The sequence below is a fragment of the Bacteroides ovatus genome (assembly GCF_001314995.1).
Lineage (GTDB): Bacteria > Bacteroidota > Bacteroidia > Bacteroidales > Bacteroidaceae > Bacteroides > Bacteroides ovatus.
Genome location: NZ_CP012938.1, coordinates 2,524,726 through 2,544,780, shown reverse-complemented (window position 1 = coordinate 2,544,780; position 20,055 = coordinate 2,524,726). Strand labels below are relative to the sequence as shown.

Below are 20,055 nucleotides of genomic sequence, written 5' to 3'. Positions count from 1 at the left end.
TGAGTAAAATGAATTAGAATATGAGAAAGAATATTTATGGTCTGCTGTTATTGTCTTTGATAATGGTTTTAGGAAGTTGCTATGGCGACAAAGGAAACTATGATTATGAGGATGTAAATGAGATAACAGTTGATTTAGGAGGTACTAAATATACCTATGTTGTAGGAAATGTAGCCAGATTGGAGCCGACTCTGACTTTTGCTACGCAAGAAATTGCAGAATCAGAATTGGAATATAACTGGACATTGAACGGTGAGTTTATCTCTGACAAACGGGTGTTGGAGTTTACTGTAGAGAAAATTGCAAGTCAGGTAGAGTGTCAGTTGCGTGTAACTAACCCGAAAACAGGTCTTACATATATTGGTCGTACGGCAATGGACTTTACGCAGAAATACAACTTATATGGTTGGCTGGTGTTATCGAAAGATGAACAGGCCTCTTATCTGAACTTTATGACTGCAGCGGGTACTGATTCGCAGATTTATGAGGAACATCTAAAAGTTTATCAAGAACAAAATAGAGAAACCCTTCCTAAGGAAACATTGGGGCTACTGGAACATTTCCGTTCGGGAGGTTCAAGTAGCAATCCTTCTTCTGTCTGGATTGTGAATCCGAAAGCTGATAAGTGTGTGGATTTGGAAGGTGCTGCTTTTACTAAAGACCTTGTTCTGCCGGATGCTTTCTTGGAACCCAGTTTCACAAATAATCTGAAAGTAAAACAGATTGCAGAATTAAAATGGTTGACCGTCGTAGTAGATCAGGATGGAAAAGCATACACGCGTAAAAAGTTATCGGAGAAAGCTTTTCATACAGGCAAATTCCTGTCAACACCATTGACTTTCGAAAATAAAGAGGTAAAAGTGGATAGATTTCTGATTATACCAGAAATGCGAGCCTTGAATATGGCGTTTGTAGAAGGTGAAAAGGGACAGCACCAACGTATTTTGGCTCTAATGGATTATGACAAGCAGTCCGCAGGTAAAGTGCTTCAATTTACAGTAAAGCAAGAAGACTATGATAAGAATGGCTTTTATGATGTGCCGAAGTTGCATGATCTGTTAGATTATGAAGTTGTGTATCTGGGTTATGCCCGTCCAAAAACTACTGGACTGACTGACGGTACGTATGTGATGACTTTGATTCTGAAAAAGGGAAGTGAGTATTTGTATCAGGAATATTCTGTCAACAAGGCTTCTACTAGCAATCAGATAACGGCTGTTCCATCCATCAACAAGCCAATTAGTTTTGGTAATTTGTTAGAAGGAGCTGTAATTTATACAGCACCTTATATTAATAATAGAACCTATTTATTGATAGGTAAAGGGAACGATCTTTATTATGTTGACCGTACAACGATAGACAGAGATGAACCGATAAAATTGAAAACATTTGATGCGGAAGTTACAGCTTTAAATGCGGAAACTTCACAAGGTAATCAACTGGGAGTCGGGTTATCCAACGGAAAATTCTTTGTTCTCTCTTTAAAAACTGCAAATTTAGGGGAGATTTTAGGAGATCCGGATAAAAAAGAGTTCGAGAGATATTATCAGATGAATGGCAGGGTATTTGATATTCGTTATCGTTTTAAATACAGTAACGGTTGGACTTAATTACAGCACTATAATGGTATGATATAAAAAATCCCGGTAGTCATTGGAACTATCGGGATTCTTTTTTAATTGTCTTTTACTCCATATACTTCTTTATGTATTCTCCTTTTGATTGTTTCAAAATCTTTTTCACAATCCAATTCTCCGTGTACCATTAAATACATGGGGAGAAAATCATCTCCGGGCTTGTAAGGAGGCTGGTAATAGTCTTTTTTCCACAGTGTAAAGCCTTGACGTTGATAAAAACAGATACGTCGTTTTGCCATTTCCTCTACCGGACGTTCTACTTCCAATACAATCGGGTGTTTTAAATAATTGCACAAATATTCCAGTGTACGTTTTCCATAACCTCCATTTCGTAGAGCAGGATTGGTTGCAAAGTGTTCTACATAGTAGAAACTGTCAAAATCCCAATAGGTAATGAAGCCAACTGGCAGCTCATCATCAAAGATGATGTTATTGTGAAAGTTGCCTGTACGATCAGTGTACTCGCGTAGTTGTTCCAACTGGCGGTATTCTTCCGGTGGAAACGAATCAATTAGAAGCTCTTCCATGAATTTGTAATGTTGTAAATCCGACGTACTAATTGGTTGAAGTCTAATCATGAGGTTTGGGTTTTAAGTTTGATAATAATATAATTGTATCTGGTTTTATTTTTTGTTGAATATTCACAATAGGCTGTCATCAATGATTGTATTCGATTAAGGAACATAAAACTCAATCATTCGGCGGATGGCACGTTGACAGACCGGACAAAACTCCGGATATTCGTTTGTTTTCATGCGACAGTCGTAGGCAGGGCGATAAATACCTTTGGCTGAATAGCCGCCTCCTTCATATACTCCCACCGGATATTTCTTCTTTTCAGCAATAGGGGTAGGGATCGGAGCACCTGACGGAAGCATATCTTTCCATTTGGAAGCGAAGTTCACCCGTGTTGAAATATTCTGTTCCCACGGTTCGACATCCAGCGGATAAGTATCTGTCATCACATCATTATCATAGAAATATTCGTCGGCTAATCCTCCGAAACTGTGTCCGAATTCGTGTACTACCACCGGTTTGAACATAGGGTGATGAGCCGTGGTCAGCGTATAAGAATTGTATATTCCTCCTCCGCCATATACATCTGTGTTAGCGAGGATAATGATATGTTCGTAGGGGATGCCTGCCAATGCATTATGGACAGACTTTACCCGGCTGGTAGTCAGATAACGGTCCGAGTAAAAGGTATCAAAATGAGAATGAACTGCTGTTTGCTTCCACTGGTTTTCGCGAGGAACACTGACACCGCTGTCTGTAGAAGGACTGGCTACGGCAACAATATTAAATTTACTCTTCATGGAGCGGAACGGCTCGTAAGAAAATAAACTTTCGCAGGTACGTTGTGCATCCTGATAGAATACATCCATTTCTTTTTCTGTATACCCTTCTGCCAGGATAGCAACATCTATGCAGTCTTTTTCATTGCCACTTTGCAGCATATACCGATGTGGAGTAATATGTGATACTCCCCGTTTATGAATCAATATGTCATCCGGGCGCACGATATGTTTGTAAGTAGCCATTGTTTTCTTTCGTGGAGAATACAAAGTAACTTCTACTTCCACAGGCTGTTTGGGATAGGGAAGAAGAAAGGTATTCTCAAATCCTTTGGCTGTTTCTTTGGCTTCGTCTGTTGACAGCCATTCTTGAAATAAAGAAGAGAATGAAGTTTGGTAGATACACTGTTTACTGGCAAGGTCTTTCACAATAATTTGTCCGTTACCTTCCAGTGGAAGTTCCGAAAGATGATGTTGACGCCCTGCCCAGGTAGGAAGTTGTGATAGCTCATCCAGATAAATAGCCTGTTGTGTAGCATCCCCGGTAAAAATATAATCCACTCGCAATGTTTTGTTCTGAAAATAATCAGCAAAATTCTGTGCGAAACTTCCTATAGAAGTACAGAAACACAGAATGATACAGCAAATATGTTTCATATAAATAGTATATTTATGTTTTTCGCAAAGGTACGAACTATTGTTGACTTATCCGCTTTCTGCAAATAAAAGTAATAGATTATAGTATTTGTTGTCGAAAAATCGCTAACTTTGCATAAAAGATTCATTGATAAAAACAATTTGATTCAAAAATGGGACATCATCAATTAGATGCTTTAGATGAGCAAATTCTGAAACTGATTGCAGGGAATGCGCGTATTCCTTTTTTGGAAGTGGCAAGAGCATGTAATGTTTCCGGCGCTGCGATCCATCAGCGTATTCAGAAGCTTACTAATCTAGGAATATTAAAAGGTTCGGAGTATGTCATCGACCCCGAGAAAATCGGATATGAGACTTGCGCTTATATTGGTATATATCTAAAAGACCCCGAATCCTTTGATTCGGTAACAAAAGCGTTAGAAGCTATTCCCGAAGTGGTGGAATGCCATTTCACTACCGGAAAATACGATATGTTTATCAAAATCTACGCAAAGAATAACCACCACTTATTGAGTATTATTCACGATAAGTTGCAACCATTGGGCTTGGCACGTACCGAAACATTAATCTCCTTCCATGAAGCCATTAAGCGGCAAATGCCGATTATGGTCGACATAGAAGATGAAGATTAATCATTATTTTCTCACGTAATCAACAAAAGCATAGGAGCAGAGATGTTTCTCATCCGCAGGATGAGCTTCTCTGCTTTTCTCTTGCCACAGCTCCTGGGATACTTCCGGAAAATAGGCGTCCGCTTCGGAAGCCGTACTGTTTATCTCTGTCAGGCAAAGTTCGTCAGCGAAAGAAATAGCCTGCTGATAAATGCTTGCCCCTCCTATAATATAAATGTGTTCATCCTCCCGACAACTTTTCAAAGCTGCTTCGAGTGAAGGAAAAACTTCCGCACCGGGACATACTATATCCGGATTGGAAGATAAAACGATATTTCTGCGATTGGGCAATGCGCCTTTCGGTAATGACTCGAAAGTTTTGCGTCCCATAAGTATAGTGTTTCCGGTAGTTAATGCTTTGAAACGTTTCAAATCATTCGGTAACCAGAAAAGAAGTTTATTCTCGAAGCCTATAGCCATGCGGCGGTCTACGGCAGCAATGATTGATACTTTACTCATCTTTTTTACACGGCTACTGCTCCTGCAATATGCGGATGCGGATCATAGTTTACTAACTCGAAGTCCTCAAATTTAAAATCGAAGATGCTTTTCACGTCCGGATTGATTCTCATTTGTGGCAATGGGCGAGGTTCGCGTGATAATTGGAGCTTCACTTGTTCCAAATGGTTCAGGTAGATATGCGCATCACCAAAGGTGTGGACAAAATCTCCGGCTTTCAATCCCGTCACTTGTGCCATCATTTGCAGCAATAATGCGTATGAAGCAATATTAAAAGGAACACCAAGAAAAATATCAGCACTGCGTTGATACAGTTGCAGACTCAATCGTCCGTCTGCTACATAAAACTGAAAAAAAGCATGGCAGGGAGGCAAATTCATATTATTCAAATCTGCTACATTCCAAGCACTTACAATGATACGGCGTGAATCCGGATTATGTTTGATTGTTTCCACCACTTCACTGATCTGGTCGATAAATCCACCGTTATAGTCAGGCCATGAACGCCATTGGTAGCCATAGATATGCCCTAGGTCACCATTTTCATCCGCCCATTCGTTCCAAATACGTACTCCATGTTCCTGAAGGTATTTCACATTTGTATCTCCCTGCAGAAACCAAAGCAATTCGTATATGATTGATTTCAGATGCAGTTTTTTGGTTGTCAGGCACGGGAAGCCTTCATCAAGGTTAAAACGCATTTGATGACCGAAGATACTGATTGTTCCGGTTCCGGTACGATCATCTTTTTTCGTGCCTTCGGTAAGTACACGATTGAGTAAATCCAGATATTGTTTCATAATGAATAAGTTGCATAATCTGTGGTGAAAATGATTTTCCGTACAAAATTACAAAAATGGAGTGAATAAATTAGCAAACCAGCCGACGAACTTCTTCCATGGAGAACGCTTTTTCCAAAATTCCGGTGTCAGTTGGGTGCAATGCTCGATATCATTTCGAAACATATTATTCAATTCACCGGTTGTTTTTTTATCAAAAATGAAAGCGTTGGTTTCGTAGTCATATCGTAGACTGCGGCTGTTCAGGTTGGCAGTACCGACTGTACAGAACAAGTCGTCTACCATCATTATTTTTGAATGGTGGAATCCTCCGTTGTACATATAGACAGTAGCTCCTCTTTTCATTAGTTTATGTAACTTGTAAAGTGCAGCATCCGGAGTAAACGGGATATCGGAAGCGGAGGAAACCATGATTGTTACATCTACTCCCCGGTCGATTGTACGGTTCAATGCCTTTTTGATGGAAGAGGTCGGTACAAAATAAGGATTAACAATATGAACATTCTTTTGTGCCGAGTAAATGCTCATGGCATAGGCATGACTCAACATACGGCTATTCTTTTTCGGGGTACGGTCTACAATTGCTACAACGATATTCGTGCTGTCTGTCTGTTCCTGATGTTGAGGAAAATAAGCTTCTCCTCCTATATTCTGTTTAGTCTCTTTGTTCCAGATAGTCAGGAAAATCTCCTGCAAATCATTGACGGCATCTCCTTCGATACGCATGTGCATATCACGCCAGGTTCCGATTTTGGGTAGTCCGTTGATATAATAATCCGCGATATTCATTCCGCCTGTATATGCTACTTTTCCATCGATAACAGCTATTTTACGATGATCCCGGTGAGCGGCGTGATTGATATAAGGGAAGGTGAACGGGTCAAACTTTACGATTTCGATTCCTTGTTCACGTATTTTTTTGAGATGTCTCTTTTTAAGCGGTTTATTGTTCGACCAGTTTCCGAAAGCATCAAACATAGCTCGTACTTCAACTCCTTCCTTCACTTTTTCGGCTAACAAAGTGAATAAAGTATTGGCAATGGAGTCATTTCGGAAGTTGAAATATTCCAGATGAACATGGTGTTTAGCTTCCCGGATGGCCTCAAATAAATCGATAAATTTCTCCCGCCCGCTTTTTAGCAGTTTTACTTTATTATTATCAGATATAGGGATTCCCGATTCTTCCAAGAAATGCAATACTAGGGAATCACTTGTTAGTCCGATTGAGTCTCTGGGCTGCGTCATCAGACTGTCGATGACATCTGCCTGAACATGTAATAAAGGCAGGAACAGAAATAAAATAAATATACGTAACTTCAAAACTCTTCTCTCTATTTTAGTTTACAGAGCAACAAATATACAACATCTATGTTTGGGCTTACTTGGAGTGAAGGGTAGATTTATTATTGTTTAACACAAAAAGAGGGATAAAGAATTATTTAACTCAAGAATATAAAAGTCCGGGGAACTTATACTTCGGACTTTTAATCTGTATCTATTTTGTTTATGCCATAGAAGCTACCTTTCGTGTAGCCATGAATAATAGTACAACAGCTGCGATAATAATTGACTTCGGATCAAGGCTTGAAGTGCCATGATTAATCATACCGATAAATACTTCTCTTATGGTTCCCCAAGTTGCTTCCAATCCACCTAACCATACAAAAAGTGCGGCCGCCACAGTCATCACGAAAGCGCTCCAGATACGAGCCAGGCGATTACTACGATCGGGTAAGTGGTGCATGACACGGCGACTGAATCCGTTATCTGCTATTTCCTGCTTGTTTTCTGCGAAGAAATCGCGCAAGAGCTTATCATTGTCTATTTCTGTCATAACCGTTTTGTTTTAAATACGTTGCTAATTTTTCTTTCCCGCGTGACAGATGGCTTTTCACTGTCCCTGACGGTACTCCTACAATCCCTGCAATTTTGTCGATACTAATGTCCTCCATGTAGAACAACGTGATGCAGGTTCTTTCCACTTCTTTAAGCATTTTGAGCGACTGGTAGACATCCATTTTTTGCCCGATATTCTCCTGTTCGGTGCTGTTGATGGCGTCTATTTCTCTTGTATCCAAGTCGGCTGTCTCTTTCCGGCTGCGAATATAATCATAAAAAACATTATAAGCAATACGATACAGCCACGTAGAGAAACTTGACAAGTTCCGGAAAGAGGCAATGTTCGTATACGCTTTAATAAATGTATCTTGCGCAAGGTCGTCACTCAATTCGCTGTCGCCGCAAGTCAGGTTCAGGAAGAATCGTCGGATGGGCGACTGATACTCCTTCACCAACTGGTCAAAGGCCCTGGTGTTCTTGAACACCACGACCTGTGCGACTAACGATATATCATTGAGTTGGCTCATTTATTCTCGTCGTTCTTTTCTTCGTTTACTCCTTTGTCTTTCTCTTCGGATTCGGAAGGGATGATTTCGAAACTATCGGTTCTAACGTTATTCGGGTTCTTTTTTTCATCCTTATTACCCGTATGCATCCGGGTAGCATTTGTGTCTTGAGTCTGTTGTTTGCTACCGATAATCCATTGTCCGATACCCATGAATGTAACGAGTAAGCCGATAGCTCCAATTCCGAATTCGCCGGTGATTGCCCAGAGGAAGATGAAAAGACCGATACCCGTAAAGGTGTTCTTGATGCCTTGTGAACGCGAATCGACTGTTTTGTTTTCGCGGATAAACTCTGCCGGAAGCGGTTGGCCGGCAGCAAGTGCCTGTTCGGCAAGGCGATAACGTGCTTTCCGGTTTTTATAACGGAAGAAGAAGATTACAAATAGAATGAATACCGGAAATCCGAATACAGCAATGATTGCAATGATTGCTACCAGAATACCTCCGCCGGCACTAACATTGTGGAAGGGGAAATCGCTGTCATCCGAATCGAATGTGAAGCTGGCTTTGCCATGAGTGGTGCTAACATTACTTGAGTTTGCATTTACGTCTGCAGAATCAGCATCTGCTGTGTCTACACCAATCACTGTGACAGCAGTATTGTTCGTATTTGCTTTATTGTCTTTGGTCACAGTTACTTTTACTTTCCCGATGGAATCACGAACAACGGTGGTCTGGGCAACAGCCAGTGTGCAAGTGGTCAGTACAACCATCAATGCTAATAGAAAATTTTTCATATCAATAGTTTTTTAATTTATTTCTTTATCTGTTAGACGTAGTTAATATCATAGAAAGTTGCAAAGAGACGAAATATTTTTGATATTTGCGGAAATTAATAAACGAAAGATGGAATTACCTGCTTCTTTTATAGACTACACCCGCGCTCTATTGGGCGATGAAGAATACGACAAACTGGCTGTTGCCCTCCAACAGGAACCACCGGTTAGCATCCGGTTGAATCAATTGAAAATCAATCATTCTTTATCGGATAAAGTACCTTGGTCTTCCGAAGGATTCTATTTGGAGGAGCGTCTCACTTTCACGTTCGATCCCTTATTCCATGCAGGCTGTTATTATGTTCAGGAAGCTTCTTCCATGTTTGTGGAGCAGGTACTCCGGCAATATATCACGGGACCGGTGAAGATGTTGGATCTTTGTGCGGCTCCCGGTGGAAAATCGACTCATGCCCGTAGTGTACTTCCCGAAGGGAGCCTGTTGGTAGCCAATGAGGTAATCCGGAATCGTTCGCAGATTCTTGCTGAAAACCTGACGAAGTGGGGACATCCGGATGTGGTAGTGACCAATAATGATCCGGCAGATTTTTCGGCTTTACTCTCTTTCTTTGATGTGATTCTTACAGATGTTCCTTGTTCCGGTGAAGGTATGTTCCGTAAAGACCCGGTAGCTGTGGAAGAGTGGAGCCCCGAGAATGTGGAAATCTGTTGGCAGCGCCAGCGACGGATTATTGCAGATATCTGGGATGCGTTGAAGCCCGGAGGTATTCTTATATATAGTACGTGTACATTTAATACAAAAGAGGATGAAGAGAATGCACGTTGGATTCAACAAGAGTATGGGGGCGAACCATTAACTGTGCAGGTGCAGGAGAATTGGAATATAACAGGAGATCTTTTGTCAGATAAAGGGGATCATTCTAAATCTTCTATTCCCGTCTATCATTTTTTCCCTCATAAGACGAAAGGTGAAGGCTTTTTTCTGGTGGCTTTTCGTAAGCCGGAGACGGAAGAAGAGATCCCAGTATCTTCTTCCGCCAAAGAGAAAGCTTTCAAGAAGAAGGATAAGAAAGGAACAGCAGCATCTTCTCCTGTATCGAAAGAATATCTGAATATGGCTAAAAGTTGGTTGAATGATGAAAATTCGGACAAGTATATTTTATTGGCGGAAGGAACAAATATCCGAGCTTTCTCACAGTACTATACTAATGAATTGGCGACGATGAAACAAAGCCTGAAAATCGTGTCGGCAGGGATTGAAATAGGCGAAGTGAAAGGAAAGGATTTGATCCCTAACCATGCGTTGGCAATGTGTACCTCACTTTTATGCCGGGAAGCATTCGCTACGGAAGAAATAAGTTATGAACAGGCCATCACATATTTACGAAAAGAGGCCATTACCTTACCGGTAACAGCCCCTCGTGGATATGTTTTGCTTACTTATCGGCATATTCCTCTCGGATTTGTGAAGAACATCGGCAATCGTGCCAATAATCTTTATCCGCAAGAATGGCGCATCCGTAGTGGATACTTACCGGAAAATATACGCATCTTATCAGAATACGTTACTGATTAAGGCAGTATTCCCGCAGGTATTTCCTGTTGGGAAAGACTAAAGCTAAGCTGTCTGCCTTTTCCGATTTCTGTGCCTTCAGCTATTTCTTCCAGCGTGTAGGAAGGAGGAGGTGCAGGTGATGTCCGCGTTTCTCCAATGGGCGGAGTGTTCCAGTTCAGATTTAGGCTTTTATCCAACCGATGAAATAAGTACGAGTTTCCCCATATTATGAATTTATGATCGGAAACAGGTGTTGCCATATCTTCCGAAAAAGTGAGGGTTAGTGTCATTTTCTTATCGTCTCCTTCTTCTTTTTCCAGTTTGTAACTTCCTTGGGTTATTAATTCAAGTCCGGATGAAAAGGCGGTCTGTTCTCCTTGTTTGAAAAAATAAGCATCCCGTGCGTGGTTGTTAATCAGAAAAATGTCGGAAATACCGGGTAGAAGATTCGCATCTCCGTTGGGTAAGTTAGACAAGTAGCTGCGTAGCAACTCCATATTTTCGTAATTATCGACCACCTTGATTGGTAAAGTGCAGGTTTCTTGTGTGGCGTTGTCTGTTACTGTCAGATAAGTCGTTCCGGTGAGGATACCGGTTACATAAATCATACGTCCGGCAGGTACTCCACTCCAGCCAGTTTCAGTTCCGGCACTTGCGATGCGTGTGTCTTTCACTGCAAGTGAGTAGTCACCATTTCCGCTTTCCAGGCCGAGGTAACGTCTGCCACCCATAGGTACTTCGTATTCACTGTTGTAAAAACGCAGTGGATTGTCGTCATCATCTTTACAGCCACTTAGTAGCGTAAGGATGCAGCATAACATGAATAAATAGAAATGTTTAGGTCTCATAATTCAGATTTTATGTTCGTTGCAAATGTAATGTATTGTTTTGAAATATCCAGTCGGAATTTGAAGAAAAAGAGAGGAGATATATTTAGGCACGAATTACACGGATTAACACTGTTGCTTTATAGTTATGACAATACTAAAGACCGTGAATTCTGTGTAATCCGTGCCTAATTTATTATATAAATATACTTATATAACTTAAAAATAGAAATTAGTATGTTCAGCGTAACCCATACCTAAAGGGTTTTTATGTACTATTTATAGCTTGCTTTTGTAAATCCGTGCCATTGCCTTTTGGTACTGATTTTCCAATTGCAGATAATTTTGATGACTTTGATAGATCACCGATACTTCAACGAAGTACTCGATCATACTAATTTGTCCACCTGTCAAAGCTTGTTTCAGCAATGCCAAATCTTGTTGAGACTGGAAAGTCTTGCTATATTCTTCCATTGAAGCATGCAGCGTTTTCGCTTCCCGGTAAAGTTGTGCCAATTCAGATTCCACTTGTAGTGTAGCATTATCCTTTTGCAAGTCGATGTTGAGTGCCTGCGCTTTAGCAATTTTCACCTTATTCCGATTTTCGAAAAGCGGGAAGGAAAAGCCCACCACTACACCGTTGAAAGGCACACCAGTCTCTGTATTCCGACGGTAGCCGAGTTCTAGCTTTGGCAGCCATTGGGATTTATTGACAGCAATCTGTTTATGGGCAACGAGGCTCTCGTTGCCTAGTGCCATTAAGGTACGGTCTGTAGCCATGACTTCTGATTTCAACATTTGGTAATCGCTTGGGAACGGTATAGTCGGATATTGATTTTCTTCGAAAACCACTGGAATATTACCATTCAGCGTATTCAGTTCCTGCTGCTTATTGCGAAGTGCCGTTTCGTTCAGAGACGCTTCCGTTTTGACATTCAACAGTTCCAAGTTGATTTTATTGGTTTCGAGAGCATTTGCATCCCCTGTTTGGAGACGCTTGGCGTACATTTTAGCAAGTTCTTCCGCATTGCGGAGACGTTCCTCCAAAATATGCTTTTGCTGACGAAGCATGATAATGTCCAGGCAAAGTTCTTTTGCCTGTAACAGTTTCTCCTGACGAAAAACATCCGACTGACTGTCAAGAGTTCCGGCTTTCAGACGGTTTAACTTGTTACGTGTGGCGTATAAACTAGGGAAATCAAAGCTTTGTGAAACAACCAGCTCACCGATTGTTTCGCTTTTATCTTTTGCTCCCCATAGATGCGCGTAAGAGAGAGTAGGGTCAGGCAAGTTATTATCCGTTTTGGCTTCCAGCTTCTGCGAGGTAATCAGTTGCTCGTTTGCCTGCAACTCCTTATTGTTCGTTTCGATATTCTTCAATACCTGTTCAATTCCGTTTTGGGCTTGCACTTCACCTATGGTTAAGAAAAGAAGTGCAGCGCTTATGGTCATGATTTGTTTCATTTCTAATTTCTTTATTTATTACAAGCTATTGTTGATAGATACTTTATGATAAGGCATCTATTTGTTTGACACCGAGGAACGACCCGTTCCTCACCGAGAAACACTTGTTTCCTCACCGGGGAACGATGGTTTTCTCACCGAGGAAAAATATCCCTCTCTACAGGCTTTTCTGGGCCTTTTTCCGATGCATCATCAGATAAACAATCGGAACGATAAAACCGTTCAAAAAAGTAGACGTTAATAATCCTCCTAGAATCACTTTTGCCATCGGACTTTGAATTTCGTTACCGGGCAAGTCGCCGGCAAGTGCCAATGGAATCAGTGCCAGTGCAGAAGACAATGCCGTCATTAAAATCGGATTCAGGCGGTCGAGAGAACCTTGAATCACACTATCATATACATTCAAACCTTCTTCCTTTTGCAAATGATTGTAGTGACTGATGAGTAACATACCGTTACGCGTTGCAATACCGAACAAGGAAATGAAACCGATGATAGCCGGAATACTGACTTCTCCTGTTGTAATCACCAAAGCAAATACACCACCGATCAGTGCCAGCGGAAGATTCAGCAAGATAACCCCGGATTCTTTCACACTGCGGAACTCATTGTACAGCAACAGGAAGATAACCACGATACTGATAAATGAAGTCAACGCTAATGTCCGGCTGGCAGCCTGCTCGCTTTCAAACTGTCCACCATACTCGATATGATAACCTTCGGGTAATTGTACCGATGTGTCGATACGTTTCTGAATATCATTCACAACACTGCGCAAGTCACGATCGGCCACATTGGCGGAAATGACAATTTTACGTTTCACATTCTCGCGGTTGATCGTATTCGGACCCATGGCCGATACCACTTCCGCTACATAGCTCAAAGGAACTTTGCGGCCGTCGTTCGTGTCTACCATCAGGTTACGGATTTTCTCTATTTCATCCCGGGCATCATCCTTCACTTTTACGATCAGGTCAAAACTCTTGCCCTGTTCATACACTTGTGAGATCACTTTTCCAGCCAAAGCTACATTCACATATTCCGAAAATTCCGGCAGGGTAATACCGAACTTAGCCAGCATTTCCCGTTTAGGCTGTATTTTCAGCTGCGGACGTTCAATCTGTTGTTCCACGTTCAGGTCGGCAACACCGGGAATGTCACTGATCGCTCCTTTGATTTGATTACCGAGTGAAAACATTTTATTCAGGTCATCACCGAATAATTTGATAGCAATATTCGCTTTCGTACCCGATAGCATTGCGTCGATACGGTGGCTGATCGGTTGTCCGATTTCTATGTTTGCTCCGGTGATCGTACCTAATTTTTCACGTACATCAGCTACCAGTTCACTGCGCGAGCGGTCTTTCAATTCGAACGGAGCTTCTATTTCAGAAACATTGACTCCTAACGCATGTTCATCCAATTCGGCACGTCCCGTTTTCCGGGCTACCGTTTGTATTTCGGGAATTGTCATCAATAACTCTTCGGCACGATGTCCCATTTTGTTGCTTTCTTCCAGCGAAATACCTGGCAGAGAACTGATATTGATAGTAAACGATCCTTCATTGAACGAAGGAAGGAAGCTGCGTCCAAGTGTGAAAAACACTCCGAGGGCAACTACAAAAAGTCCGATTGTACTTCCGAGAGTCACACGTTTATGTGCCAGTACCCAAGTCAGTGCTTTTTCATAAATCCCTTTCATCCAGCGGGCAACAGGAGCTTCTTTCAGTTCCTTGTTCGTCTTATTGCTTCCTAATAGATAAGAGCAGAGTACCGGAGTTAGTGTCAGGGCAACTATCGTAGACGCAAACAGGGCCACGATAAAAGCAACACCTAGTGGAACCAACATTCTGCCTTCCATGCCGCTCAAGAAAAATAACGGAACAAAGCTGACTACGATAATCAACGTTGAATTAAGGATAGGCATGCGCACCTCTTTCGACGCATTGAATACCACTTCGAGCGTACTTAGTCTTTCTGCTTCCACTTTCAGGCGGTTCTCCCGCAGTCGTTTATATACGTTTTCCACATCGACAATGGCGTCGTCTACCAATGAGCCGATAGCTATCGCCATACCTCCAAGACTCATGGTGTTGATTGTCAGCCCCATGTAGTGTAAAGTCAGGATCGAAACGAGCAGGGAAAGAGGCAGTGTCACCAATGAGATCAGCGTAGTACGTACATTTGCCAGGAACAGGAAAAGCACGATGACAACGAAAATACCTCCTTCAAAGAGTGATTTCTTCACATTGCCGATGGAGCTTTCGATAAAGCGGCTTTGACGGAATATGTCCGTTGAAACTTTTACGTCCGGCGGCAGATTTTTCTGGAGGTCTTTCAGAGATGCTTCCAGTTTGTCCGTCAGTTCCAGTGTGCTGGTAGCCGGTTGCTTGGTAACAGTCATCAGGACGGCAGATTTGCCGCGTTCTGAAGCAGTACCCAGTTTCGGAGCCTTCGGGCCGATGGTTACGTTTGCAATATCTTCCAGCGTGACAGGGAAGTTATTCACTGTCTTTACTACCGCTTTGCCAAGTTGCTCTGTTTTCGAAGTGGAGAGTACACCACGTACAATATATTCATTTCCGAATTCATAGAGCACACCTCCATTGGCATTTAGGTTCATATCCTGTGTTACAGCCATCACTTCTCCCATCGAGATGCCGTAATGACGCATCCGTTCGGGATCTAGCTGAATCTGATATTCTTTGATATCTCCTCCGAGCACAGCCACTTGTGCCACTCCTCCGGTAGACAGCAGGCGTGGACGGATGGTCCAGTCCGCAATCGTGCGAAGATCGAGCATGGAAGTGGAGTCGGCAGTCAGACCGATGATGAGCATTTCGCCTAAGATAGAAGACTGTGGTCCAAGAGTCGGTTTGCCGACATTGACCGGCAGCGATTCGCTGACCACCGCTAATTTCTCACTAACAATCTGACGAGCGAGATAAATATCCGTTCCCCAATCAAATTCTACCCAAACAACGGAAAATCCGTTAGTAGAGGAAGAGCGGACACGGCGCACACCCGTAGCTCCGTTTACGGCAGTTTCAACAGGAAAAGTAACGAGCTGTTCAACTTCTTCCGCAGCCATACCGTTCGCCTCGGTCATGATTACTACCGTAGGTGCATTTAGGTCGGGGAATACGTCTACTTCCGTATGCATGGCGGTGTACGTTCCCGCAATAAGCAGGAGGATGGCCGCACAAACTACAACCAACCGGTTGTGTAGGGAGTAATGTATAATTTTATTAAGCATGATATTTCATTAATTGAGAGTTATAAATAACTTGATAGATGCGCCGCACAAAAAAAACGGTTGCGACGCCTAGTCTCTTTAGTGTTCGTGGCTGTGTGCCGGGATTGCATTGCTTGCGCTTGCCAGTCGAACCTGATAAGCACCCTCGGTCACTACACGGTCGCCAGCCTTTACACCAGTTAGGATTTGAACGCTTTTGCCGTTGTCGGCTCCTATCGTTACTTCCTGTTTTTTATAACCCTCTTCGTCCAGTTGCAGATATATGAAGAATATGCCTTGTTCCTCTGTCAGCGCGGTGCGCGGAAGAGAAATCACGTTTTCCATTACTGAAGAAAGCAGGAATACCTCCACAAATGAGCCGGGAATCACTTCCCCTTTGTTGTCGAACTCAAAAGTGACAGGCACATAAAAAGAATTGTCTCCGGCAGCTTTTCCGAAAGAGAGAAGTTTACCGTTCAATGCTTTCAACTCGTACACCTGATTATTATAAGGAGTCTGGAAATTGGCGGAACTGATGGTGCGGAGATACGGGTAATACTTTTCCGACACTTCGGCACGGAGGAAAAGACGACGGTTCTGCGTCACGCTTACCAGCGGTTGTCCGATTGTCACATAGTCACCTTCTTTCACGAGAATACTTTTCACATATCCGGCAATAGGAGCCGTAATGTTTTGTCCGATAGCCGAATGATTCTTGGAAAGGGCTTTGTAACTAAGGCGGGCATTTTCATAACTTTGCTCTGCCTGTGCAAAATCCTTGTCAGATACAATCTTGTTTTTAACAAGATCTTTCATACGTTCGTACTCCTTCTTAGATACCTCGTAGGCAATGCGGGCTCGTTGCACCGGATCACCATCGGCGATATTCTTTGAAGAAATAGTGACTAGCGGAGTGCCGCTGCCGACGCTCATTCCTTCCGTTACTTTTCCACGGAAAGATACCACGCCGGCTACTGTAGCTACGGCAACCGATTCATCCCCTTGAGCAGCCAGCACCTGTCCGCTGGTTTTAATTACTTGCTGGAAAGGTGCAGGTTCAATAACGCTCACCTTTACACCGGCTGCTTCAGCTTTCGCTTTCGGAAGAATGATTTCATCACTGTGGGCTTCGGCAGCTTCGTTGTATTCATCGGCTGCTTCATGATTGTGTTCTCCGCTACATTCGCCTTCATGGGAATGATCGGGTCCTTCTGCCTCGTGATTATGTCCTTCCGCGGCATGATTGTGTTCATCGTGTGTGTGTGTGACGGTACTATTATTACAGGATCCCAGCACGAATAAGCCCAGGATTCCCACGAAAATAAGTTTTTTCATAATGATATTTTCCTACTAAATTTTACTGTTTTCTTTTTACGCTACAAAGATAAGGTAGCGCAGATGCAACTAATTTGCATTTACGCTTTTACGCAAAAACAGAGTAGGGAGGGGCACGAAGAGAAGTGGTACGATGAGTATCCGTACCATGCAGAGAGTCTCGGTAAACGTAATAGTTTTTAATCCGTTTCTCTTGCGGTCGTAATAAATGCTCGATGATTACATCCGTGAATAAGGTAGCGATGAATACGTAATCCGGTCCGCTATCCGTATGTATGGATGGAGTGGGAGAGTAGAAACGAGTCATACATTCACTGCTGCAACATGAGTCGTTTCCCGGGTGATGATGATGCGTGGGACATTGCTGTTCTACAGGCAAGTCCTGCTTCATGCAAATCATTCCGTTGGGGTGATGATGATGGGGAATAACCGCTGCCACCAACATAATAATGTTGATAAAAAACAGCAGAGTTACTATAATTCGTTTCTTCCCTTTCATCCTTTCTTTTAGAGGTTATCCGCTTTTCAGAGCTTCAAAGTGCAAATATACAAATACTTTTATTTCGCCTGTAGCCGATACCCTCTTTTTATTATTTATTATTTCTTTTCCAGTTCTTGCAACGAATCCATTTTCTTCTTTTCGAGGAACTCATAGATACCGCAAAGATGTTCCGTCACCTTTTGATTACCGAACTCATACACCTTGGTAACCAGCCCGTCAAGGAAGTCACGGTCGTGTGAAACGACGATCAGCGTACCATCAAAATCCAGCAATGCCTGTTTCAGAATATCTTTCGTTTTCATGTCCAGATGATTCGTCGGCTCATCTAAAATCAGGAGGTTGACAGGTTCCAGCAATAATTTAATCATAGCCAGACGGGTACGCTCTCCACCCGAAAGCACTTTGACCTTTTTCATCGATTCCTCGGGACCGCCAAACATAAACGCTCCCAGCAAATCACGAATCTTGTTCCGGATATCCCCTTTGGCTACATCGTCAATCGTTTGGAAAACCGTCAGGTTTTCATCCATCAACGAAGCCTGATTTTGAGCGAAATATCCAATTTGCACATTATGTCCGAGAGTCAATGTACCGTCATGCTCAATCTCCTTCATGATACACTTCACGAGCGTAGACTTACCCTCACCGTTCTTACCAACGAAAGCTACCTTATCACCACGCTCAATCGTCAGATTAGCATTGCGGAATACCACTTTGTCTCCGTATGTCTTTCCAACACCCTCCATGATGACCGGGTAACTGCCCGAACGGGGTGAAGGCGGGAATTTCAGTCGCAATGCAGAAGTATCCTCCTCGTCCACTTCGAGTAATTCCAGCTTCTCCAGCATTTTGACACGGCTCTGCACCTGCAACGTCTTTGAATAAGTCCCCTTGAACCGTTCGATAAACTCCTTCGTTTCAGCAATAAACTTCTGCTGCTCGTCATAAGCCTTCTGTTGCTGTTCGCGGCGGTCCTTGCGCAGCTGCAAATATTGCGAGTAATTTACCTTGTAATCATAGATACGTCCCATCGTTACTTCGATGGTGCGTGTTGTAATATTATCCACGAATTTACGGTCGTGACTAATTACAATGACCGCTTTTCCATTATTAATAAGAAAATCCTCCAGCCATTGAATAGATTCGATATCCAGATGATTCGTCGGCTCATCGAGCAAGAGCACATCCGGTTTCTGCAACAGCAATTTGGCGAGTTCGATACGCATTCGCCATCCACCGCTGAAATCACTCGTCTGGCGTTGGAAATCTCCTCGGGTGAATCCTAATCCAAGCAATGCCTTTTCCACATCCTCTTCATAATTAGTAGCATCGATTGAATAAAACTTCTCGCTCAAGCTGGACACTTCCTCGATCAGCGCCATGTAACTGTCGCTCTCGTAGTCCGTCCGTGTTTCAAGCTCCTTGTTCAACTTTTCGATCTGCGCTTCCATCTCATGAAGATGTGAAAAAGCCTGTGCCGTTTCGTCAAACACTGTTCTTCCGTCTTCCGTCATCAGATGTTGAGGCAGGTATGCTACTACGCAATCTTTGGGTGCGGAAACTTTTCCACGTGTCGGTTGCCGTGCGCCTGCCAAAATCTTCAGCAGCGTACTTTTTCCAGCCCCGTTTTTGCCCATCAGAGCGATGCGGTCTTTTTCATTAATTACGAAAGAAATATCACTAAATAAAGCAGTGCCGCCAAACTCTACGGCTAGTCCGTCAACAGAAATCATACTATTCTTTTAAATTGAGGCGCAAAGATAGCGAAATATATGAATATTTTTTATACCTTGCGGGCTGAAAAGGAAGATAGCTCTAAAAAAACAGATAAAAAAAACAATATATAAGCGATATGGAAAGCGAACAAATGAATGAATTCAGACCTTTAATTTTGGTAGCTGAAGACGATGACAGCAACTTTAAATTAATCAAGGCTATCATAGGCAAAAAGTGTGATATCGAGTGGGCTAAAAATGGCCAGGAAATGGTGGAGTTGTTTCAGCAACACCAGCAAAGAGCCAAAGCAATGCTAATGGATATTAAGATGCCGGTGATGAACGGATTGGAAGCAACGAAGATAATCCGTGAATCTAACACAGAAATTCCTATTATCATGCAGACGGCTTATGCTTTTAGCTCGGATAAGGAAAATGCAATGAATGCAGGAGCAACTGAAGTATTAGTGAAACCTATCACCTTGGGTATTCTCCGCACTACGTTGAGTAAATATTTACCAGACTTGCAGTGGTAAGATTGATTCTTACGAGATTTTTTTTAATTTATCAAAAAATGCTTAAGCGTTAAAAACGTAAAAGCATGGAAAAAAAGTATGGTTGGGTAGAAAAATGGTATTGACCTAACTTCATCTAATGCATTTGGATAAAATAAAATAGGCGAACCTCACGGTTGGCCTATTTTTGTTCGTCTCTGTTAATTTGTTAGAGTACAGAAACGACTCTATGTAAAGTCTCTCCTTTGA

At 42.5% G+C, this 20,055-nt stretch carries 18 protein-coding genes; 4 read left to right on the top strand and 14 right to left on the bottom strand.

The window, feature by feature from the left end:
* Nucleotides 1-20 precede the first annotated feature (20 nt).
* Nucleotides 21-1,610 carry a PKD-like family lipoprotein gene (locus tag Bovatus_RS10140; RefSeq protein WP_004321828.1) on the top strand — a complete coding sequence of 530 codons (1,590 nt, stop codon included), beginning with the start codon at nt 21-23 and terminating at the stop codon, nt 1,608-1,610.
* A 65-nt stretch (nt 1,611-1,675) separates the two neighbouring features.
* Here the strand turns inward: Bovatus_RS10140 and Bovatus_RS10135 are convergent, their stop codons facing one another.
* On the bottom strand, nt 1,676-2,215 hold the full coding sequence (locus Bovatus_RS10135) for a GNAT family N-acetyltransferase (RefSeq protein WP_004297949.1): 540 nt from the start codon (nt 2,213-2,215) through the stop codon (nt 1,676-1,678).
* Nucleotides 2,216-2,311: 96 nt separating this feature from the next.
* Nucleotides 2,312-3,589, bottom strand: a complete 1,278-nt coding sequence (locus Bovatus_RS10130; RefSeq protein ID WP_004297951.1) for an IgA Peptidase M64 — start codon at nt 3,587-3,589, stop codon at nt 2,312-2,314.
* A gap of 152 nt (nt 3,590-3,741) precedes the next feature.
* Between Bovatus_RS10130 and Bovatus_RS10125 the strand changes: the two genes are divergently transcribed.
* Nucleotides 3,742-4,221, top strand: coding sequence for an Lrp/AsnC family transcriptional regulator (locus Bovatus_RS10125; protein ID WP_004297952.1), 480 nt, complete (start codon nt 3,742-3,744; stop codon nt 4,219-4,221).
* Between the two features lie 3 nt (nt 4,222-4,224).
* On the opposite strand, the gene Bovatus_RS10120 is transcribed toward Bovatus_RS10125, so the two are convergent.
* The 6 genes from Bovatus_RS10120 to Bovatus_RS10095 all read right to left on the bottom strand — a co-directional run bounded on the left by Bovatus_RS10120 (nt 4,225) and on the right by Bovatus_RS10095 (nt 8,661).
* A complete protein-coding gene (locus tag Bovatus_RS10120; RefSeq protein WP_004297954.1) occupies nt 4,225-4,719 on the bottom strand; it encodes a dihydrofolate reductase in 495 nt (164 codons plus the stop codon).
* Between the two features lie 5 nt (nt 4,720-4,724).
* Nucleotides 4,725-5,519: a thymidylate synthase gene (locus Bovatus_RS10115; RefSeq protein ID WP_004297955.1), complete on the bottom strand. Its 795-nt coding sequence runs from the start codon at nt 5,517-5,519 to the stop codon at nt 4,725-4,727.
* A 48-nt stretch (nt 5,520-5,567) separates the two neighbouring features.
* On the bottom strand, nt 5,568-6,839 hold the full coding sequence (gene cls / locus Bovatus_RS10110) for a cardiolipin synthase (protein WP_004321820.1): 1,272 nt from the start codon (nt 6,837-6,839) through the stop codon (nt 5,568-5,570).
* Nucleotides 6,840-7,023: 184 nt separating this feature from the next.
* Nucleotides 7,024-7,353 carry a DUF5056 domain-containing protein gene (locus Bovatus_RS10105; protein ID WP_004297958.1) on the bottom strand — a complete coding sequence of 110 codons (330 nt, stop codon included), beginning with the start codon at nt 7,351-7,353 and terminating at the stop codon, nt 7,024-7,026.
* Nucleotides 7,334-7,885, bottom strand: a complete 552-nt coding sequence (locus Bovatus_RS10100; RefSeq protein ID WP_004297960.1) for an RNA polymerase sigma factor — start codon at nt 7,883-7,885, stop codon at nt 7,334-7,336. Before Bovatus_RS10100 ends, Bovatus_RS10105 begins: the two co-directional genes overlap by 20 nt.
* Entirely contained in the window at nt 7,882-8,661 is a 780-nt protein-coding gene (locus Bovatus_RS10095; protein WP_004297962.1) for a DUF6249 domain-containing protein, read from the bottom strand. Before Bovatus_RS10095 ends, Bovatus_RS10100 begins: the two co-directional genes overlap by 4 nt.
* 109 nt (nt 8,662-8,770) lie before the next feature.
* Here Bovatus_RS10095 and Bovatus_RS10090 point away from each other — a divergent pair, with 109 nt between their 5' ends.
* Nucleotides 8,771-10,234: a methyltransferase RsmF C-terminal domain-like protein gene (locus tag Bovatus_RS10090; protein ID WP_004321816.1), complete on the top strand. Its 1,464-nt coding sequence runs from the start codon at nt 8,771-8,773 to the stop codon at nt 10,232-10,234.
* Here the strand turns inward: Bovatus_RS10090 and Bovatus_RS10085 are convergent.
* The 6 genes from Bovatus_RS10085 to Bovatus_RS10060 all read right to left on the bottom strand — a co-directional run bounded on the left by Bovatus_RS10085 (nt 10,231) and on the right by Bovatus_RS10060 (nt 19,309).
* On the bottom strand, nt 10,231-11,061 hold the full coding sequence (locus tag Bovatus_RS10085) for a hypothetical protein (RefSeq protein ID WP_004321813.1): 831 nt from the start codon (nt 11,059-11,061) through the stop codon (nt 10,231-10,233). The two genes, Bovatus_RS10090 and Bovatus_RS10085, sit on opposite strands and share 4 nt — an antisense overlap.
* 258 nt (nt 11,062-11,319) lie before the next feature.
* On the bottom strand, nt 11,320-12,504 hold the full coding sequence (locus Bovatus_RS10080; protein WP_004297966.1) for a TolC family protein: 1,185 nt from the start codon (nt 12,502-12,504) through the stop codon (nt 11,320-11,322).
* Between the two features lie 157 nt (nt 12,505-12,661).
* Nucleotides 12,662-15,760, bottom strand: a complete 3,099-nt coding sequence (locus Bovatus_RS10075; RefSeq protein WP_004297967.1) for an efflux RND transporter permease subunit — start codon at nt 15,758-15,760, stop codon at nt 12,662-12,664.
* A gap of 78 nt (nt 15,761-15,838) precedes the next feature.
* Nucleotides 15,839-17,074 (bottom strand): efflux RND transporter periplasmic adaptor subunit, encoded by a 1,236-nt coding sequence (locus Bovatus_RS10070; protein WP_004297968.1) that lies wholly within the window; start codon nt 17,072-17,074, stop codon nt 15,839-15,841.
* 88 nt (nt 17,075-17,162) lie between these two features.
* Complete coding sequence (locus tag Bovatus_RS10065) at nt 17,163-17,573, bottom strand: DUF6769 family protein (RefSeq protein ID WP_004306814.1); 411 nt, start codon at nt 17,571-17,573, stop codon at nt 17,163-17,165.
* A gap of 98 nt (nt 17,574-17,671) precedes the next feature.
* Nucleotides 17,672-19,309: an ABC-F family ATP-binding cassette domain-containing protein gene (locus Bovatus_RS10060; protein ID WP_004297971.1), complete on the bottom strand. Its 1,638-nt coding sequence runs from the start codon at nt 19,307-19,309 to the stop codon at nt 17,672-17,674.
* A 119-nt stretch (nt 19,310-19,428) separates the two neighbouring features.
* On the opposite strand from Bovatus_RS10060, the gene Bovatus_RS10055 reads away from it, so the two are divergent.
* Nucleotides 19,429-19,827 (top strand): response regulator, encoded by a 399-nt coding sequence (locus tag Bovatus_RS10055; RefSeq protein ID WP_004297972.1) that lies wholly within the window; start codon nt 19,429-19,431, stop codon nt 19,825-19,827.
* Nucleotides 19,828-20,055 lie beyond the last annotated feature (228 nt).

Bases quoted from the DNA above. Each gene is read 5' to 3' on its own strand.
- Bovatus_RS10140 (WP_004321828.1), top strand. From the start codon at position 21: ATGAGAAAGAATATTTATGGTCTGCTGTTATTGTCTTTGATAATGGTT.
- Bovatus_RS10135 (WP_004297949.1), bottom strand. From the start codon at position 2,215: ATGATTAGACTTCAACCAATTAGTACGTCGGATTTACAACATTACAAA.
- Bovatus_RS10130 (WP_004297951.1), bottom strand. From the start codon at position 3,589: ATGAAACATATTTGCTGTATCATTCTGTGTTTCTGTACTTCTATAGGA.
- Bovatus_RS10125 (WP_004297952.1), top strand. From the start codon at position 3,742: ATGGGACATCATCAATTAGATGCTTTAGATGAGCAAATTCTGAAACTG.
- Bovatus_RS10120 (WP_004297954.1), bottom strand. From the start codon at position 4,719: ATGAGTAAAGTATCAATCATTGCTGCCGTAGACCGCCGCATGGCTATA.
- Bovatus_RS10115 (WP_004297955.1), bottom strand. From the start codon at position 5,519: ATGAAACAATATCTGGATTTACTCAATCGTGTACTTACCGAAGGCACG.
- Bovatus_RS10105 (WP_004297958.1), bottom strand. From the start codon at position 7,353: ATGACAGAAATAGACAATGATAAGCTCTTGCGCGATTTCTTCGCAGAA.
- Bovatus_RS10100 (WP_004297960.1), bottom strand. From the start codon at position 7,885: ATGAGCCAACTCAATGATATATCGTTAGTCGCACAGGTCGTGGTGTTC.
- Bovatus_RS10095 (WP_004297962.1), bottom strand. From the start codon at position 8,661: ATGAAAAATTTTCTATTAGCATTGATGGTTGTACTGACCACTTGCACA.
- Bovatus_RS10090 (WP_004321816.1), top strand. From the start codon at position 8,771: ATGGAATTACCTGCTTCTTTTATAGACTACACCCGCGCTCTATTGGGC.
- Bovatus_RS10085 (WP_004321813.1), bottom strand. From the start codon at position 11,061: ATGAGACCTAAACATTTCTATTTATTCATGTTATGCTGCATCCTTACG.
- Bovatus_RS10080 (WP_004297966.1), bottom strand. From the start codon at position 12,504: ATGAAACAAATCATGACCATAAGCGCTGCACTTCTTTTCTTAACCATA.
- Bovatus_RS10075 (WP_004297967.1), bottom strand. From the start codon at position 15,760: ATGCTTAATAAAATTATACATTACTCCCTACACAACCGGTTGGTTGTA.
- Bovatus_RS10070 (WP_004297968.1), bottom strand. From the start codon at position 17,074: ATGAAAAAACTTATTTTCGTGGGAATCCTGGGCTTATTCGTGCTGGGA.
- Bovatus_RS10065 (WP_004306814.1), bottom strand. From the start codon at position 17,573: ATGAAAGGGAAGAAACGAATTATAGTAACTCTGCTGTTTTTTATCAAC.
- Bovatus_RS10060 (WP_004297971.1), bottom strand. From the start codon at position 19,309: ATGATTTCTGTTGACGGACTAGCCGTAGAGTTTGGCGGCACTGCTTTA.
- Bovatus_RS10055 (WP_004297972.1), top strand. From the start codon at position 19,429: ATGGAAAGCGAACAAATGAATGAATTCAGACCTTTAATTTTGGTAGCT.